General features: G+C 65.7%; 16 protein-coding genes. 7 read left to right on the top strand and 9 right to left on the bottom strand.

Annotation, left to right across the window (positions count from 1 at the left end):
• Positions 1–65: 65 nt before the first annotated feature.
• From radA to WN72_RS21330, 6 genes are all read left to right on the top strand, one after another.
• Positions 66–1,514, top strand: a complete 1,449-nt coding sequence (gene radA / locus WN72_RS21355; RefSeq protein WP_027557547.1) for a DNA repair protein RadA — start codon at positions 66–68, stop codon at positions 1,512–1,514.
• Between the two features lie 166 nt (positions 1,515–1,680).
• The gene (locus WN72_RS21350; protein ID WP_092216675.1) at positions 1,681–2,310 is read left to right on the top strand and encodes a CvpA family protein; all 630 of its coding nucleotides are present in this window, start codon (positions 1,681–1,683) and stop codon (positions 2,308–2,310) included.
• Positions 2,311–2,338: 28 nt separating this feature from the next.
• On the top strand, positions 2,339–3,850 hold the full coding sequence (purF, locus tag WN72_RS21345; protein WP_027557545.1) for an amidophosphoribosyltransferase: 1,512 nt from the start codon (positions 2,339–2,341) through the stop codon (positions 3,848–3,850).
• Between the two features lie 140 nt (positions 3,851–3,990).
• Entirely contained in the window at positions 3,991–4,731 is a 741-nt protein-coding gene (locus WN72_RS21340) for an SDR family NAD(P)-dependent oxidoreductase (RefSeq protein ID WP_092216676.1), read from the top strand.
• Between the two features lie 78 nt (positions 4,732–4,809).
• The gene (locus WN72_RS21335; protein ID WP_027557543.1) at positions 4,810–5,955 is read left to right on the top strand and encodes an NHL repeat-containing protein; all 1,146 of its coding nucleotides are present in this window, start codon (positions 4,810–4,812) and stop codon (positions 5,953–5,955) included.
• 167 nt (positions 5,956–6,122) lie between these two features.
• Positions 6,123–7,349, top strand: a complete 1,227-nt coding sequence (locus WN72_RS21330; RefSeq protein ID WP_027557542.1) for an ABC transporter substrate-binding protein — start codon at positions 6,123–6,125, stop codon at positions 7,347–7,349.
• A gap of 102 nt (positions 7,350–7,451) precedes the next feature.
• Here the strand turns inward: WN72_RS21330 and WN72_RS21325 are convergent, their stop codons facing one another.
• The 8 genes from WN72_RS21325 to WN72_RS21290 all read right to left on the bottom strand — a co-directional run bounded on the left by WN72_RS21325 (position 7,452) and on the right by WN72_RS21290 (position 16,351).
• Complete coding sequence (locus WN72_RS21325) at positions 7,452–8,708, bottom strand: TCR/Tet family MFS transporter (RefSeq protein ID WP_027557541.1); 1,257 nt, start codon at positions 8,706–8,708, stop codon at positions 7,452–7,454.
• On the bottom strand, positions 8,705–10,087 hold the full coding sequence (gene der, locus WN72_RS21320) for a ribosome biogenesis GTPase Der (RefSeq protein WP_027557540.1): 1,383 nt from the start codon (positions 10,085–10,087) through the stop codon (positions 8,705–8,707). The genes WN72_RS21325 and der overlap by 4 nt, the downstream gene beginning before the upstream one ends.
• A gap of 104 nt (positions 10,088–10,191) precedes the next feature.
• Positions 10,192–10,746 (bottom strand): hypothetical protein, encoded by a 555-nt coding sequence (locus WN72_RS21315; RefSeq protein ID WP_092216677.1) that lies wholly within the window; start codon positions 10,744–10,746, stop codon positions 10,192–10,194.
• Between the two features lie 30 nt (positions 10,747–10,776).
• Positions 10,777–11,430: a tetratricopeptide repeat protein gene (locus tag WN72_RS21310; protein ID WP_027557538.1), complete on the bottom strand. Its 654-nt coding sequence runs from the start codon at positions 11,428–11,430 to the stop codon at positions 10,777–10,779.
• Positions 11,431–11,598: 168 nt separating this feature from the next.
• Positions 11,599–13,191 carry a class I adenylate-forming enzyme family protein gene (locus tag WN72_RS21305; RefSeq protein ID WP_092216678.1) on the bottom strand — a complete coding sequence of 531 codons (1,593 nt, stop codon included), beginning with the start codon at positions 13,189–13,191 and terminating at the stop codon, positions 11,599–11,601.
• Between the two features lie 72 nt (positions 13,192–13,263).
• A complete protein-coding gene (locus WN72_RS21300) occupies positions 13,264–13,848 on the bottom strand; it encodes an NnrU family protein (RefSeq protein ID WP_092216679.1) in 585 nt (194 codons plus the stop codon).
• Positions 13,849–13,919: 71 nt separating this feature from the next.
• Positions 13,920–14,498 (bottom strand): hypothetical protein, encoded by a 579-nt coding sequence (locus WN72_RS21295; RefSeq protein ID WP_092216680.1) that lies wholly within the window; start codon positions 14,496–14,498, stop codon positions 13,920–13,922.
• A gap of 230 nt (positions 14,499–14,728) precedes the next feature.
• Positions 14,729–16,351, bottom strand: a complete 1,623-nt coding sequence (locus WN72_RS21290) for a peptide chain release factor 3 (RefSeq protein WP_092216681.1) — start codon at positions 16,349–16,351, stop codon at positions 14,729–14,731.
• 157 nt (positions 16,352–16,508) lie between these two features.
• Here WN72_RS21290 and sugE point away from each other — a divergent pair, with 157 nt between their 5' ends.
• The gene (gene sugE / locus WN72_RS21285; RefSeq protein WP_092216682.1) at positions 16,509–16,823 is read left to right on the top strand and encodes a quaternary ammonium compound efflux SMR transporter SugE; all 315 of its coding nucleotides are present in this window, start codon (positions 16,509–16,511) and stop codon (positions 16,821–16,823) included.
• Here sugE and WN72_RS21280 read toward each other — a convergent pair.
• The gene (locus tag WN72_RS21280) at positions 16,816–17,820 is read right to left on the bottom strand and encodes an inorganic phosphate transporter (protein WP_092216683.1); all 1,005 of its coding nucleotides are present in this window, start codon (positions 17,818–17,820) and stop codon (positions 16,816–16,818) included. The two genes, sugE and WN72_RS21280, sit on opposite strands and share 8 nt — an antisense overlap.
• Positions 17,821–17,825: the final 5 nt, after the last annotated feature.

Below are 17,825 nucleotides of genomic sequence, written 5' to 3'. Positions count from 1 at the left end.
GTTCGCTCTCTGCCCTCCGTTCCGTGCTATCAGCAGACCCGAAACCCCTCCGACTCGCTGTCCCCATGGCCAAGAACACGCTTTCCTTCGTCTGCCAGAACTGCGGCGCGGCCTATAACCGCTGGCAGGGCAAGTGCGAGTCTTGCGGCGAGTGGAATACGCTCGCGGAAGAAGACACCAGCGGCAGCGTCCCGGTGTCGATCCGCTCCAAGCGCAAGGGCCGGACGTTCGCCCTGGAGAGCCTTGCCGGCAAGAGCCCGGACGCGCCGCGCCTGTCGTCTGGGATGACTGAGCTCGACCGCGTCACCGGCGGCGGCTTCGTCCGCGGCTCAGTGCTCTTGGTCGGCGGCGATCCCGGTATCGGCAAGTCGACGCTGTTGACGCAGGCGACCAGCATGATGGCGCGCGCCGGCCACCGCATCGTCTACATCTCCGGCGAAGAAGCCATCGCCCAGGTGCGCCTGCGCGCCGAGCGGCTCGGGCTGTCGGATGCGCCGGTGCAGCTCGCGGCAGAAACATCGGTGGAAGACATCGTCTCGACGCTGTCGGAAGGCGCTGTCCCCCGGCTGATCGTGATCGACTCGATCCAGACCATGTGGACCGACACGGTGGAATCCGCGCCCGGCACGGTGACGCAGGTGCGCGCCTCGGCGCAGGCCCTCATTCGTTTCGCGAAGAAGACCGGCGCTGCCATCATCCTGGTCGGCCACGTCACCAAGGACGGCCAGATCGCGGGCCCTCGCGTCGTCGAGCACATGGTCGATGCCGTGATGTCGTTCGAGGGCGAAGGCTCGCAACAATTCCGCATCCTGCGCGCGGTGAAGAACCGTTTCGGCCCGACCGACGAGATCGGCGTGTTCGAGATGACCGGCCTTGGCCTGCGCGAAGTCACCAACCCCTCCGAGCTGTTCCTGTCCGAGCGTGACCTCGGCACGCCCGGCACCGCAGTCTTTGCGGGCATCGAGGGCACGAGGCCCGTCCTGGTCGAATTGCAGGCGCTTGTGGCCCCGACCTCACTCGGCACCCCACGGCGCGCCGTGGTCGGCTGGGACCAGAGCCGGCTCTCCATGGTGCTGGCGGTGCTGGAGGCCCATTGCGGGGTCAAGCTGTCCGGCCACGACGTCTATCTGAACGTCGCGGGCGGCCTGCGCATCCACGAGCCGGCGGCCGACATGGCCGCCGCGGCCGCGCTGGTATCGTCCCTGGTTAATGCGCAGTTACCCACCGATGCCGTCTATTTCGGCGAAATTTCGCTCTCCGGCGTGATCCGTCCGGTGGCACAGACCCCGGCCCGGCTCAAGGAAGCCGTCAAGCTCGGCTTCAAGCGCGCCGTACTGCCCGAATCGGCCCGGGGCGGCGATGCCGGCGGTGACGCCGGATTGTCGCTGAACGCGGTCAACAGCCTCACGACGCTGGTGGCCGAAATCGCCGCCAAGGGCTCCCGCCGCGGCGATCAGAGCGTTCCGGCGGAGAAAAATGCCACACCGGCAAGATTCCGCCGTGGAGAGGGTTAGCTGGAGGTGACGTTCCCCGCCCCCGCCGCTATACAGCCGTCACAAAAGCAGCATGGGATTGCGTGGTTGCGGCCTTGCCGGGAATGCCGTCTGGCCCTCACTTAGGGCCACGGCCAAGCACCGATTCGCTGAGCACCTTTGAAGTACGAGCGGACCAGACCAGCCGATGCCAGTAACACTCCTCGACCTGATCCTGCTCGGTGTGATGCTGATCTCGGGCCTGCTCGCCATGGTCCGCGGTTTCATGCGCGAAATCCTGTCGATCGCAGCCTGGGGCACCGCGGCGATCGTGACGCTGTACTCGTTCTCGAAGCTGCTGCCGACGGCCAAGACCTATTTCAACAACGACACGGTGGCGAGCGTGGTGGTGGTTGCCGGCGTGTTCGTCGGCACCCTGGTCATCGTTTCCGTGATCACGGTCCGGATCTCCGACATGATCCTGGATTCGCGCATTGGCGCGCTGGACCGTACCCTGGGGTTCCTGTTTGGCCTCGCTCGCGGGCTTTTGATCGTCGTGGTCGCGTTCCTGTTCTTCACCTGGCTGGTGCCGGACAAGCAGCGCCCCGACTGGGTCACGGGGGCCAAGTCCCGCGTGGTGCTCCAGGGAACCGGCGACTGGCTGATGTCCCTCTTGCCTGATGACCCCGAGAACACCATCTTGAAGAGATTCAAGAAAAACAAACCAGATGATGATCAAGCTGATTCCGAGCAGCAGCCTTCGGGCAGTGGCGACGGATACAGTAAACCGGCTCGTGACAGTTTGAAGAAGCTGATCGAGAAACCTGCGGCGCGTTGATTAGGCCCTAAAGAGAGGCGCGGACGAGATGCGACACCCTGACCAGGACGCCCACACTGAACTCGATCCCGGCTCCGCCGCGCTAGAGCTTCAGGACGACCTGGAGGGAGATACGCTTCGCGAGGAATGCGGCGTATTCGGCATCTATGGACATCCGGACGCCGCCGCCATCACCGCACTGGGCCTCCATGCCCTCCAGCACCGCGGCCAGGAAGCCGCCGGCATCGTCTCCTATGACGGCAGCCGCTTTCACTCGGAACGCCGCCTCGGTCTCGTCGGCGACACCTTCTCCCGCCGCGAGGTGATCGAGCGCCTGCCCGGCAACATGGCAGTCGGCCATGTCCGCTATTCCACCACCGGCGCCACCATCCTGCGCAACGTGCAGCCGCTGTTCGCCGAGCTCAATGCCGGCGGTCTCGCGGTCGCCCACAACGGCAACCTCACCAACGGCCTGACGCTGCGCCGCGAGCTCGTGAAGCACGGCGCGATGATGCAGTCGACCACCGACACCGAGGTGATCCTGCATCTGGTCGCGCGCTCCAAGCGCGCCCGCTTCATCGAGCGCTATATTGACGCGCTGCGCGAGATCGAGGGCGCCTATGCGCTGGTCTCGCTGACCAACAAGAAGCTGGTCGGCGCGCGCGACCCGCGCGGCATCCGCCCGCTGGTGCTCGGCGAGCTCGACGGCTGCCCGATCCTGACCTCGGAGACCTGCGCGCTCGACATCATCGGCGCGCGCTTCATCCGCGACATCGAGCCGGGCGAAGTCATCGTGTTCGACGAGAACGGCCAGGACATCCACAAGCCGTTCCCGCCGATGGCGCCGCGCCCCTGCATCTTCGAATACATCTATTTCTCCCGGCCGGATTCCATCGTCCACGGCCGCTCGGTCTACGAGGTGCGCAAGGCCTTCGGCGCGCAGCTCGCGCGCGAGAGCCACGTGCCGATCGACGTCGTCGTGCCGGTGCCGGATTCCGGCGTGCCCGCCGCGGTCGGCTACAGCCAGCATTCCGGCGTGCCGTTCGAGCTCGGCATCATCCGCAACCACTATGTCGGCCGCACCTTCATCCAGCCGACGCAGGCGATCCGCGAGTCCGGCGTGCGCATGAAGCACTCGGCCAATCGCGCCGCGATCGAAGGCAAGCGCATCATCCTGATCGACGACTCCCTGGTGCGCGGCACGACCTCGAAGAAGATCGTGCGCATGATGCGCGATGCCGGCGCCAAGGAAGTGCATTTCCGCCTTGCTTCGCCGCCGATCCTCTACCCCGACTACTACGGCATCGACCTGCCCGATCGCGGCGGCCTCCTGGCCGCGACGCATTCGCTGGAGGAGATGCGCGAGATCATCGGTGCCGACTCGCTCGCCTTCCTGTCGATCGACGGCATGTACCGCGCCATGGGCGAGCCCGGCCGCGACCCCGCCAATCCGAAATTCTCGGACCATTGCTTCACCGGGGCCTATCCGACCCACCTCACCGACCAGACCCAGACCGAGCCGCAGCCGCGGCAATTGTCGCTGCTGGCGGAGGCGAGCTGACGCTGAAAGCGTCATCCCGGGGCGATGCGAAGCATCGAACCCGGGATCTCGAGATTCCGGGTCTGGTGCTTCGCACCATCCCGGAATGACAGGTGCGGATGGGGGCTTGTCCCGGCCGTTCACGCCTGTAAAACCCCGCCATGACAAAGCCCCTCGCCAACCACATCGCTCTCGTCACCGGCGCCTCGCGCGGCATCGGTTACGCCACCGCCAAGGCGCTGGCCAAAGCCGGCGCGCATATCGTGGCGACGGCGCGCACGCAGGGCGGGCTGGAAGAGCTTGACGACGAGATCCGGAAGCTGGGCGGCAGCGCCACGCTGGTGCCGCTCAACCTCACCGATTCCGACGGCATCGCGCGGTTAGGCGCTGGCCTGCACGAGCGCTACGGCAAGCTCGACATCCTCGTCGGCAATGCCGGCGTGCTCGGCCCCTCCTCGCCCATCGGCCATATCGAGCTGAAGACCTTCAACGACGTCATGGCCGTCAACGTCTCCGCCAACTTCCAGCTGATCCGCTGCATGGAGCCGCTGCTCAGGCAATCCGATGCCGGCCGCGCCGTGTTCATCACCTCGGGCGCCGCCAACAAGGCAACCGCCTATGTCAGCCCCTACGCCGCCTCCAAGGCCGCGCTGGAAACGCTGGCGCGCGCCTGGGCGCAGGAGACCGCGAACACGCCTATCCGCATCAACCTGTTCAATCCCGGGCCGATCCGTACCCGCATGCGCGCCACCCTGATGCCCGGCGAAGACCCTGAGACGCTCGACACACCCGAGCAGGTCGCCGAATTCATCGTGCCGCTATGCGCCCCCGACTGGACCGAGACCGGCAAGTTCTACGACTACAAAACCCGCACCCTGATGAGCTTCCGCCCGCCGGCCTGATTGACTCAAGTGCCTCCCCGCGATTGACTGCCCGCGCCTAGACGGCAGCAAGCCGCAGGCCAAAAAAGGGAGGTCGCCATGACACCATGGCATCGCGCAGGGCTTTCGCGTGCGCTCGCAAATGTCTCTCACGCTTTTTCCATCCTGATCGCAGCCATTGCGTTCGTTCTTCCGGGCGTTGCGATTGCCGGCGATGTCCCGACCTTCGCGGTCGATCCCTCCTGGCCAAAGCAGCTGCCGAACAACTGGATCCTCGGCCAGGTCGGCGGCATCACCGTCGATTGGCAGGGCCACATCTGGGTCATCCATCGCCCGCGCTCGCTCACCGACGATGAGAAAGGCGCGAGCCTCAATCCGCCGCGCTCCAAGTGCTGCGTCTCGGCGCCGCCCGTGCTCGAGTTCGACAGCGACGGCAACCTCCTGCGCTCATGGGGCGGTCCGGGCGAAGGCTATGAATGGGTCGGCCGCGAGCACGGCATCGAGGTCGACGAACGCGGCTTCGTCTGGGTCGGCGGCAATGCCGACAACGACAACGCGATCCTGAAGTTCACGCTGGACGGCAAGTTCGTCGCGCAGATAGGCAAGATCGCGCCGAGCCTCGGCAGCAACGACACGACGCAGCTCGGCAAGCCCGCCGAAACCGCGCTCGACAAGGAGGCGAACGAGATCTACGTCGCCGACGGTTACGGCAACCGCCGCGTCATCGTGTTCGATGCGACGACGCTCGCCTACAAGCGGCACTGGGGCGCCTACGGCAACAAGCCCGATGACGCCAAGCAGGCGGCGTACGATCCCAAGGCGCCGGTGTCGCAGCAATTCGGCAACCCCGTCCATTGCGTGAAGCTCGCGAATGACGGCCTCGTCTATGTCTGCGATCGCATCAACAACCGTATCCAGGTGTTCAAGAAGGACGGCACCTTCGTGAAGGAGTTCTTCTTCGAGAAGAACACGCTCGGCAATGGCGCGGTGTGGGACATCGCGATCTGGCCCGATCCGAAGCAGACTTATCTGCTCAGCGCCGACGGCGAGAACAACGAGATCAGGGTCATCAAGCGCGACGACGGCAGTGTCGTCGGCAGCTTCGGCCATAACGGCCGCAATGCCGGGCAATTCCACTGGGTGCATGCGATGGCGGTCGACGCCAAGGGTAACGTCTATACCGCCGAGGTCGATACCGGAAAACGCATCCAGAAATTCAAGCTGACCTCGGACGCGCTCAAATAGCGTCTCAACGCATTTTGCCCAAAAGTTAACCGACGGATGACGCTACGACGCAGCGTCATCCGGCTTTAGGCGCATTGCCGGGACCTGCGGGACACGGTAGAGCGATCAGCCGGAACAAGGCTCCGCAAGAGAGCCGTCCGCATATTTGACAATGGAGGAAACCTTTTATGACGACGACGTTCGCGCGCCGCTCCGCGGCCCTTCTGGCCTGCGCCGCTTTCGGTTTTGCCACATCCGCCTACGCCCAGGACAAGACTGTCACGATCGGCGTGCTCAATGACATGTCCAGTCTCTACGCCGACATCGGTGGCCCCAACTCCGTGGTGGCAGTCAAGATGGCGGTGGAGGATTCCGGCCTGGCTGCCAAGGGCTGGAAGATCGAAGTCGTCAGCGGCGACCACCAGAACAAGCCGGACATCGGCGTGAACATCGCGCGGCAGTGGATCGACACCCAGAAGGTCGACATGATCACCGACACGCCGAACTCCGGAGTAGCTCTGGCGGTCAGCAACGTCGCCAAGGAAAAGAACGTCGTCCTGCTCAACAATGGCGGCGCCAGCGCCGACCTCACCGGCAAGGCGTGCAACGCCAACACCATCTCCTACACCTACGACACCTACATGCTCGCCAACGGCACCGGCAAGGCGCTGACCAAGGCCGGCGGCGACACCTGGTTCTTCCTGACCGCCGACTATGCGTTCGGCGCCGCGCTCGAGCGTGACACCAGCGCGGTCGTCACCGCGAATGGCGGCAAGGTGCTCGGTGGTGTCAAGCATCCGCTCAACACGTCCGACTTCTCCTCGTTCCTGCTGCAGGCGCAGAACTCCAAGGCGAAGATCGTCGGGCTCGCCAATGCCGGCGGCGACACCACCAACTCGATCAAGCAGGCGGCCGAGTTCGGCATCGTCGAAGGCGGCCAGAAGCTCGCCGCGCTCCTGCTGTTCATCAACGACGTTCACTCGCTCGGCCTCAAGACCGCGCACGGCCTCACCTTCACCGAATCGTTCTACTGGGACCTCAACGAGGGCACGCGCGCCTTCTCGAAGCGTTTCCAGGATAAAACCGCCAACAAGGCGATGCCGTCGATGACGCAGGCCGGCAACTATGCCGGCGTGCTGCATTACCTCAAGGCACTCGAAGCGCTCGGCGGCAACCCGCATGACGGCGCCAAGGTCGTCGCCAAGATGAAGGAAATCCCGACCGACGATCCGCTGTTCGGCAAGGGCCCGCTGCGCGAGGACGGCCGCCGCATCATCCCGGCCTATCTGTTCGAGGTGAAGAAGCCGGAGGAGTCGAAGGGGCCGTGGGACTATTACAAACTGGTCGCGACCATCTCGGCTGAAGACGCGGCCAAGCCGCTCAAGGACAGCGAGTGCCCGCTGGTGAAGAAATAGCCCAATCGACGCTGCCGTAGGGTGGGCAAAGGCGCGTAAGCGCCGTGCCCACCTTCTCTACGCGACTACGCGAAGTGGTGGGCACGCTTCGCTTTGCCCACCCTACGGGACCGTCTTCGTGGCATTCAGCGCCCGCATCGCAATCATCACGCACACCACCATCAGCGCCGCCGCCAACAGAAATGGTGCTCCGGGCAGATGCAGCGGCGCGCTGGCGCCGATGAAGTAGGAGAACGTCAGCGTGAACAGGAACGGGCCGACGAGCTGCGAGACACTCTGCACGCTCGCGGTTGCGCCCTGCAGCTGGCCCTGCTGATCGGGCGCGACCAGCCGTGTCATCAACGATTGCATGGCGGCGCCCGAAATGCCCCATAGCGACATCACGGGAATGCCGATCCAGAACAACGGCCCGGTCGGCGCGGCGCCGAAGATCACGAAGCCGATCGCGCCACAGCACAGGCCGAGCACCAGCGCTTTGCGCTCGCCAAGCACGCCCACGATCGGGCCGATGGCGAGCCCCTGCACCACCATGGCGCAGATGCCGACCATCGCGAGCGTCAATCCGACCGTCTTGGAATCCCAGCCGTAGCGATAGGTCGCATACAGCACGAAGGTCGAGGGCAGCACGACATGCGCGACCTGCGCGATGAAATTGACGATCGACAGTCCGGCCAGCGCCGCATTGGACCGCAGCAGATGCAGCGCTCCGACCGGATTGGCGCTTCTCCAATGGAACGGCGCGCGCTTCTCGGGCACCAGGGATTCCGGCAGGACGAACAGCCCGTAGAGCGCATTGGCGAAGCTCAGGGCCGCCGCCGCCCAGAACGGCAGCCGCGGATCGATATCGCCGAGCAGGCCGCCGAGCGCCGGACCGAGGATGAAACCGGCGCCGAAGGCAGCGCCAATCCTGCCGAAGATTGCCGCGCGGCGCTCTGGCGGCGTGATGTCGGCGATATAGGCAAACGCGGTCGAGATGCTGGCCGACGTGATGCCGGAGATGACGCGGCCGATGAACAGCCAGGTCAGGGACGGCGCCAGCGCCATCAGCACATAATCGGCGGCGAGCCCGAAATTCGACAACAGCACCACCGGTCGCCGCCCGAAGCGATCGGAGAGTGCGCCGAGCACCGGCGAGAACACGAACTGCATCAGCGCCCAGGCGGTGCCGAACAGGCCGAAGATGCGGGCCGCATGCGCGGTGTCGTTGTCGACGAAGCCCTCGATCAGCTTTGGCAGGACCGGCATGATCACGCCGAGCGCGACCATGTCCAAGAGGATGGTGACGAAGATGAAGGCGACCGCGCCGCGCCGGACCGGCGCTGTGCCCTGCGCCACCGCCTCGCCGGCGCCGTCGCTCATGACGGCCGCTTGCGCTTGTGCGCGAAGGGATTGGCTTTCTCGCGCAGGGTGATGCGCACCGGCGTGCCCGGCAGCTCGAACGTCTCGCGCATGGAATTGGTCAAATAGCGCAGATAGGACTGCGGCACGGCATCGGCGCGCGAGCAGAACAGCACGAAGCTCGGCGGACGCGCCTTGTTCTGCGTGATGTAGTTCAGCTTCAGCCTGCGGCCGGACACCGCGGGCGGCGGATTGGCCTGGATCGCCTGCTCGAACCAGCGATTGAGCGCCGAGGTCGGCACGCGCCTGTTCCAGACCGCATAGGCGTCCTGGATCGCCTGCATCAGGCGGTCGATGCCCTCACCCATCAGGCCGGAAACGGCGACGATCGGCACGCCCTTGACCTGCGGCAGCCAGTGATCGGCATCGCGGCGCAGGCCCGAGATCGCGCCGCCGCCCTTGGTCTCCATCAGGTCCCATTTGTTGACGGCGAGCACGACGGCGCGGCCCTCGCGCTCGATCAGATCGGCGATGCGCAGGTCCTGCTCCTCGAAGCGGTTCTGCGAGTCCATCATCAACACGACGACTTCGGCAAAGCGCACCGCGCGCAGCGCATCCGCGACCGAGAGCTTTTCCAGCTTCTCCTCGATGCGCGAGCGCCGGCGTAGACCCGCGGTATCGAACACGCGGAATTCGCGGCCCTTCCAGTTGATCTCGACCGCGATCGAATCGCGCGTGGTGCCGGCCTCCGGGCTGGTCAACAAACGTTCTTCGCCGAGCAGATGGTTGATCAGCGTCGACTTGCCAGCATTGGGCCGGCCGACGATGGCGACCCGGATCGGGCGCGTCGCGGCTTCTTCTTCCGAGAGCGGCGCGTCGTCCTCATCCTCATCTTCCTCGACAGGCTCCGGCATCAACTTGGCAAGCTCGTCGTAAAGCTCGCCCATGCCCTCGCCATGCTCGGCGGAGATCTGGATGGGATCGCCCAGACCAAGCGCGAACGCTTCCATCGCACCGGCATCGCCATGCTTGCCTTCGCTCTTGTTGGCGACGAGCACCACCGGCTTGTTGGCCTTGCGGGCGAAATCGGCGAAGGCGCGATCGGTGGGCGTGAGGCCGATGCGGGCGTCGATCACGAAGAACAGCGCGTCGGCCTGCGCGATCGCGGTCTCGGTCTGCTCCTGCATCCGCGCGGTCAGCGAACCCTTGGCACCCTCGTCGAGGCCGGCGGTATCGATGATGGTGAACTGGAGGTCGCCGAGCCTGGCCTCACCCTCGCGGCGGTCACGGGTGACGCCCGGCAGATCATCGACGAGCGCGAGCTTCTGTCCGACCAGGCGGTTGAACAGCGTCGACTTGCCGACATTGGGCCGGCCGATGATGGCGATCGTGAAGGACATCGGTCATTCGTGCGCTGCCGGGGCTGCGCCTGTCAATGCAATGGAGGTAATTGTTTGAGCATGATCTTTTCGGAAAACCGCTTCACACTTTTCCGGATCATGCTCTAGCGCGAGAAGCTGCCGCTCGGCAGCGGCGCCGGGAAGCCACCCTGCGACTGCTGCTGCGTGGTCTGGGCCGATTGTGCCGGCTGCTGTTGAACGGTCTGGTCCGGTGGCGGCGCGGTGGTGCGCTTGCGGACGATTTTCTGCTTGGGCGGGGGCGCGGCGGTGGGCGGCGCAGCTTCCGGCTGGGCCTCGCCATCGACCTCGCCGGCGGGCGCCTCAGCCGGTGCGGCCGCGGCCGCGGCCGCCGGATGCTTGCTCTTCTTCGCCTTGGCGCCCTTGGCCGGTTCGGGCGGCGGCGGCTCGGTCGGCAAGGCCGCAACGGCACCCGCGTTCGGATCGGGCTGTTGCTGGGCGCCCTTGTACAGCTCCTTCGGGACGCCCTGCTCGAGGCCCGGGACACCTTCCGGGAACACCGGTTTGCGGTCACCCGGCAGCTTCTTCTTGGTGTCGAGGAAGTCGAGCATGTCGCTTGGATCGAAGCTGGAGCAGCCGCCCAGGACACCTGTGAAGGCGATCAGGACGGCGGCTGCGATCAAGCGTGGCGTGCGGCGCATCTTGTGTCTCGTTACGTCAGAGGTCCGTCGTCAGCTTTTGGCGACGGGCGGCAGCAGAGCCTGGAGCGCCTCGGCGCGCGAGCGCAGGCCGGGCGGCGTTTCGCCGTCTTCGGCAATCGTATCGAGCCATTTGCGCGCGGCGGTCGCGTCGTTGTTGCGCCAGGCCGACAGCGCCAGCATCTCGCGCGCGCTGTGGCGGAACGTCGATTTGGGCGCGGCCGAAGCCTCCAGCCGCTGCTGCATGTCGGCGTAGGACGCGCTGTCGAGCAGCAAGCCGGCGGCGCGAATCTTGGCCAGATCCTGCCACTCGCCACCCACACTGCGGTCGGCGGCGATGTCGTCATACATCTTCGCGGCTGCCTTGGGATCGCGGGGGGCGGCCTCGGCCGCGGCGCGCAGTCTCGACAGGGTGCGATAGCCCGACGGCGCCTTGGCGGCGAGCTCGGTGAAGGCGGCTTCGGCCTCGGCGTGCTTGTTCTGGTCGGACAGCTCGACAGCCTTCTCGAAGGCGGCGCCGGCCTCGGCGGCCTTCTTGGCCTCCAGGTACTGATAGCCGCGCCAGCCGCCGACGGCGGCCACGATGAGCACCATCAGGGCGATGAAGTAGATCGAATATTTATCCCACAGCTTCTTGAGCTGTTCGCGACGTACTTCCTCGTCGACTTCGTCAAATAATTCAGACACTTATGCCAATCCCATGCCCGTCCGGGTGCGCGCGCCAGTGCGTCCGCGTCAGGAATCCCGTCCCCGTGTGGCGGCGAGGTACCCTAACGATATGGCGGTGGCAAGGCAAAGCCAGCCCGATCAAGGCGTTAACTACCCCGCAGGAGCCCGGAAGACCGCCTGCCCGGCTCAGGCTCCCGGGAGCTCCCGCAGCTGCCGCTTCAGCACCTTGCCATTGGCATTGCGCGGCAGCGGCTCGGCGGTGATCGCCATGGTCTCGGGGACCTTGTAGTCGGACAGCCGTTCCGCGCACCAGGCCCGCAAGGCGTCGGCAGCCACGGGCGCGCGTGTCACCACGACGGCATGGACGCGCTCGCCCAGCACCGGGCACGCTTTGGCGATGATCGCGCTCTCGACCACCGCGGGGTGGCCGGCCAGCACAGACTCGACCTCGGCGGAATAGATCTTCAGCCCGCCGCGGTTGATCATGTCCTTCTGCCGGTCGAACACGCGGACGAAGCCTTCGGCGTCGACCGAGCCGAGATCGCCGGAGTGCCAGAATCCGGCGGTGAAGCTCTCCGCCGTCGCCTTCGGATTGTTCCAGTAACCTTTGATGACCGAGGCGCTCTGGATCCAGAGCTCGCCGATCTCGCCGGGCGGCAGCTCGCGCCCGTCCGTCCCCATCGCGACGATGCGCGCACCGGGGCACGGCAGGCCGACGCTATCGATGTGGCTCGCGGTCAGCTCGCCCGGCATGATCGTCGACGGCGACGTCGTCTCAGTGGCGCCGTAGCAGTTCGCAAGCTTCAGACCGGGGATCGTCGCCTTGAGCTTCTCGATGGTCGCGACCGGCATCGGCGCGCCGCCGAAGCCGCCGATGCGCCAGCTCGAGAGATCATAGCTGTCGAAATCGGGCTGGAGCAGGCAGAGATTGTACATCGCCGGCACCATCACCGTGTAGGTGACGCGCTCGCGCGCGGCGAGCTTGAGATACTCTGCGGCCTTGAACTCCGGCATGATGATCAGCGCGCCGCCGCAGCGGATCATCGTCGTGATGTTGGCGACGACGCCGGTGACATGGCCGAGCGGCACCGCCGCGATCGAACGGTCCGTTTCCGTCAATTGCAGGCAGGACACGAACACCATCGAGGAATGCACGATGTTGCAATGGGCGAGCATCGCGCCCTTCGGCTTGCCCGTCGTGCCCGAGGTGTAGAGGATCATCGCGGTGTCCTCTTCGCCCAGCTCGACAGGCGCCGGTGCCGGAGGATTGTCCGCCAGCATGCCAAAACGCGACAGGGCCGGATCGCTGTCGATGGCGATGCGGTGGATCACATCGGGGACATCCGATGCATCGGGCAGCCGGTCGGCAAGTCCTGCCTCATGGATCAGGATCCTGGCGCCGCAGTCGGCGAGCACATAGGCGATCTCGGGTTTCTGCTGGCGCGTGCTCAGCAGCACCGTGACGAGGCCCTCATGCGCGGCGGCAAACAGCAGCAGCGGAAACTCGATGCGGTTGCCGAGCAGGATCGCAACGCGATCGCCGCGTTGCAGGCCGAGCTTGCGGAAACCCGCCGCGATCCGCGCGGCCTGCTCTACCGCCTGCCGCCAGCTCAGGCGGACGTCGCCTGCGATCAGCGCTTCGCCAGCGGCATTGCGTGCGCAGGCGTCCGCAATCATGGCCCACAAGCTCGCCGGACGGTCGCAGAACGCCGGCACCGCCCGATCGCCAAAGCGCGCCTCGAGACGCATCGGCGGGATCTGAGATTGCCACCAGTCCATCGGAATGCCTCGGCTTGTTGCTCTTGTTATCTTCCGCGCACGGACGTGCAGGCCGTGTCTTGTGCCGATCGGCTACACCCCCACGACGGGAACACCGATCACCACCGGATGGAACGCAAACGCCAGAGCCAGATAGGCAACGACGCCCACAGCAACAGCGATCAGATCGTTGGTGACGCCGCCCACCGGGATCGGCGGCCCGCCAGCGTCCTTGCGATGCTTGAGCGAAATGCGGTCATACACCGCCCAGCCCAGGAACGAGCCGAACAGGATGATGGAGCCGAGATCGCCATTGGCGAGCAGATGCGCTGCCGCCCACAGTTTGATGCCCGCCAGCATCGGATGCTTCAGCGTCGCATAAATGCGGCCGCGCAGGTAGGAGGCGACCACCAGGATGACCGCGGGCAGCATCAGCGCGAGGGTTATGTGCTTGAGCGCCTTCGGCGGATACCAGACGTCGATCCAGCCGGAGCTACGATAATGGGCAAAGCCCCAGATGATCAGCGCCAGCCCCGCAAGCGAAACGACGGAGTAAAGGAGCTTGTAGGTCCCCTCGCCCAGCCTCACGATGGCTTGCGCGCGCGCCTCGCGTTTCGTGGTGAAAACATGGGCCGCGAAAAACAGCACCAGCCCCAGGATCATGACCAGCAGACCCACGACATCCTCCCCTCGTCCAACGCCCCCGCCCATGGCGTATCATCGATTGGCCGCCGGTCGCAACTGACGCGCTATTTGCCGAGCTCCCGATTGTCGACGTAGCGGATCGCGATCGGCCGGCCCGCCAGCGCGCCGCCGAGGCCGCTGGTAAATTTCAGCGGCAGACAGGCTTTCAGCGATGAATTGATCGCGTTGAGGTAGGTCGTTCGGATGTCGGCGGGGACGCCCGCGGTCGCGTATGTCAGGCGCGGCGGGCCGATCAGGCCGCCGGCCTTGTTGAAGCTGAAGCGCACCGACATCTGCATGCCCGCCCGCGCATTATCGGAGGGCGGCAACCAGCAGCTGCGCAGCTCGGCGAAGAGGTCGCCGATCGTGTCGAGGTCGTGATCCGGCCTTTGATATTTGGCGCGATCGGCGTCGGACGGAACGCTCTCGACCGTGAGCTGGAGATTCTGGCCGTACGGATAGTCGATCTCGGGAATGCAGGGGCCGGGCTCGAGCGGGCTGCAATAAGACGGCGTACAGGGCCGGCCGTCGAGCACGCTGCACGGCTCGTGCGAAAACGGGATCGGATTGATCTGGCGCGGCCGCGCGTCGGCGGCGATCGTCGACATCGCCAGCAGGAACAGAACGAGGATGCCGCGCCACATGATGCGAGCTCGCGATGTCACACGAGTTGAAGGTGGCATTGCCTCTGACAAGGTCAAGCCTGCGGACGTTCACATGCTTGCGTTCGAGCACGCTGTCGTCGCCCGGCTTGACCGGGCGACCCAGTACGCCGTGACGGCAATGATTGAATCGATGGGCTGCGGCGTACTGGATTCCCCGCCTTCGCGGGGAATGACAGTGGGGCGTTTGGCCAGTGGCGCGCGACGGCGCCCTACCCCTTCTTCTTGACGTCCTTGACGTTGGTGAACTCGATGCCCTCGGCGCGCTCCCTGGTGTAGCCGAGATAGAACTCGTTCCGCGCCAGGTACACGGGATCGCCGTCGACATCATCGGCGATACTGGACGTGTTGGCGGCGATGAAGGTATCGAGCTTCTTGCGGTCCTCGGAGGAGACCCAGCGCGCGAGCTGGAACTCGCTGACCTCGAACTCGACCGGCAGCGAATATTCGGCTTCGAGGCGCGCCTTCAGCACATCGAGCTGCAGCGCGCCGACCACGCCGACCAGTGCCGGCGCGCCGTCGCGCGGGCGGAACACCTGGACCACGCCCTCCTCCGACATCTGCTGGAGCGCTTCCTTCAGCTTCTTCGCCTTCATGGCGTCGGTGAGCCGCACGCGGCGAACGATTTCCGGAGCGAAGCTCGGCACGCCCACGAAGTTGAAATCCTCGCCCTCGGTCAAGGTATCGCCGATGCGCAGCGTGCCGTGATTGGGAATGCCAACGACGTCGCCGGCAAAGGCCTCGTCCGCGACCGAACGGTCCTGAGCGAAGAAGAATTGCGGGCTCGACAGCGGCATGCTCTTGCCGGTGCGCACCAGCTTCGCCTTCATGCCGCGGCTGAGCTTGCCGGAACAGAGGCGCGCGAAGGCGATGCGGTCGCGGTGGTTCGGATCCATGTTGGCCTGGATCTTGAACACGAAGGCGCTCATGCGCGGATCTGTCGCCTCGACCTTGCGCTGGTCGCTGTCCTGCGCGCGCGGCTCGGGCGCGAACTTGCCGAGTCCTTCCAGGAGGTCGCCGACGCCGAAATTGCGCAGCGCGCTGCCGAAATAGACCGGCGTCAGATGGCCCTCGCGGAACGCTTCCAGCTCGAACGGCTTTGAGGCTTCCGTGACGAGCTCGAGCTCGTCCTTCACCGCGGAGGCGTCGAGATTGGCGTTGAGCTTGGCGAGTTCGGCGATCTCGATCTGCTGCGCCGCGCCAGTCTTGGCGCCGCCGCCTTCGAGCAGGCGGACGCCGCCATTGATGACGTCGTAGGTGCCAAGGAAGTCGCGGCCGCGGCCGACCGGCCAGGTCATCGGCGTGGTGTCGAGCGCCAGCGTCTTCTCGATCTCGTCGAGCAGCTCGAACACGTCGCGGCTCTCGCGGTCCATCTTGTTGATGAAGGTGATGATCGGGATGTCGCGCAACCGGCACACCTCGAACAGCTTGCGCGTGCGCGCCTCGATACCCTTGGCAGCGTCGATCACCATGACGGCGGAATCGACCGCGGTGAGCGTGCGATAGGTGTCTTCCGAAAAGTCCTCGTGGCCCGGCGTGTCCAACAGGTTGAACACGAGGCCCTCGAACTCGAAGGTCATGACCGAGGTCACGACCGAGATGCCGCGCTCGCGCTCGATCTTCATCCAGTCCGAGCGCGTGTTGCGACGCTCGCCCTTGGCCTTGACCTGGCCGGCGAGGTTGATGGCGCCGCCGAACAGAAGGAGCTTTTCGGTCAGCGTGGTCTTGCCGGCGTCAGGGTGGGAGATGATCGCAAAGGTCCGTCGTCGCGCCACTTCAGCGGCAAGCGGGGAACGGGCCGGCGATTCGGCTGAGGTGGTGGCGATGTCGGACATGGCGGGAGCGTTTGGCAGGGAAAATGGGCCTGATCAAGCCTGATTTGGTGATTGCGGAGCTCTTCGGCCAGCCCCATATCGCCATTTGGGAGGGACGGCCCTCCTTTTCACAATCAATCGCCAGCGGGGACGACCCTGCCTTGAATGGAGGGTCGTCATGGCCTGGAGCATCCTGTTCGTCGCCGGTCTTCTCGAGATCACGTGGGCGATCGGGCTGAAATACACCGAGGGTTTCACCAGGCTTGTTCCCTCCGTCGTCACGCTCGCGGCGATGGCCGGCAGCGTCATCCTGCTGGGACTTGCCCTCAAATCGCTGCCCGTCGGCACCGCCTATGCGGTCTGGACCGGGATCGGCGCGGTCGGCACCGCCACGCTCGGCATGTTCCTGTTTGGCGAGCCCGCCACCGCCTTCCGCCTCGCCAGCATCGGGCTGATCGTTGCCGGCATCGTCGGGCTGAAGCTCGTCACCTGAAGAGCTGGACCGCCCACCAGCTCAGCGCAGCGACGATCGCGGAGGCCGGGATCGTGATCACCCAGGCATAGACGATCGAGCTCGCCACGTTCCAGCGCACCGCAGAGACGCGGCGGGCCGCGCCGACGCCGACGATGGCGCCGGTGATGGTGTGGGTGGTCGAGACGGGAACGCCGAGGAAGGTCGCCATGAACAGGGTCGCGGCGCCCCCGGTCTCCGCGCAAAACCCCTGCATCGGCGTCAGCTTGGTGATGCGCAGCCCCATGGTGCGGACGATGCGCCAGCCACCCATCAGCGTGCCCAGCGCCATCGCCGCCTGGCACGACAGCACCACCCAGAACGGCACCGAGAATTCGGTGCCGAGATGGCCCTGCGAATAGAGCAGTACGGCAATGATGCCCATGGTCTTCTGCGCGTCGTTGCCGCCATGGCCGAGCGAATAGAGCGAGGCGGAGGCGAATTGCAGGATGCGGAAGGCGCGATCGACCGCGAACGGCGTCGAGCGCACCGAGAGCCAGGACACGATCGCAACCAACAACATCGCGAGAACGAAGCCGACCAACGGCGACAGCACGATCGCCAGCACCGTCTTGGAGAGACCGCTCCACACCGCCGCCGAAATCCCCGCCTTGGCCATGCCGCCCCCGACGAGGCCGCCGATCAGCGCATGCGACGAGGAGGACGGGATGCCGAGCGCCCAGGTCACGAGGTTCCAGACGATGGCGCCGATGAGAGCCGCGAAGATCACCTGGGCATCGACGATCGAGGGATCGATGATGCCGGTGCCGATGGTCTGGGCGACATGCAGGCCAAACACCATGAAGGCGATGAAATTGAAGAAGGCGGCCCAGAGCACGGCGAACTGCGGCCGCAGCACGCGGGTCGACACGATGGTCGCGATCGAATTGGCGGCGTCGTGCAGGCCGTTCAGGAAATCGAACAGCAGTGCGACGGCGATCAGTCCGACCAGGACGGGAAGACCCAACGCGGCATCCACGGCGG

Origin of the sequence: Bradyrhizobium arachidis, assembly GCF_015291705.1 — a bacterium.
GTDB classification, from domain to species: Bacteria; Pseudomonadota; Alphaproteobacteria; order Rhizobiales; family Xanthobacteraceae; genus Bradyrhizobium; species Bradyrhizobium arachidis.
This window is presented reverse-complemented; position numbering and strand designations above follow the sequence as displayed.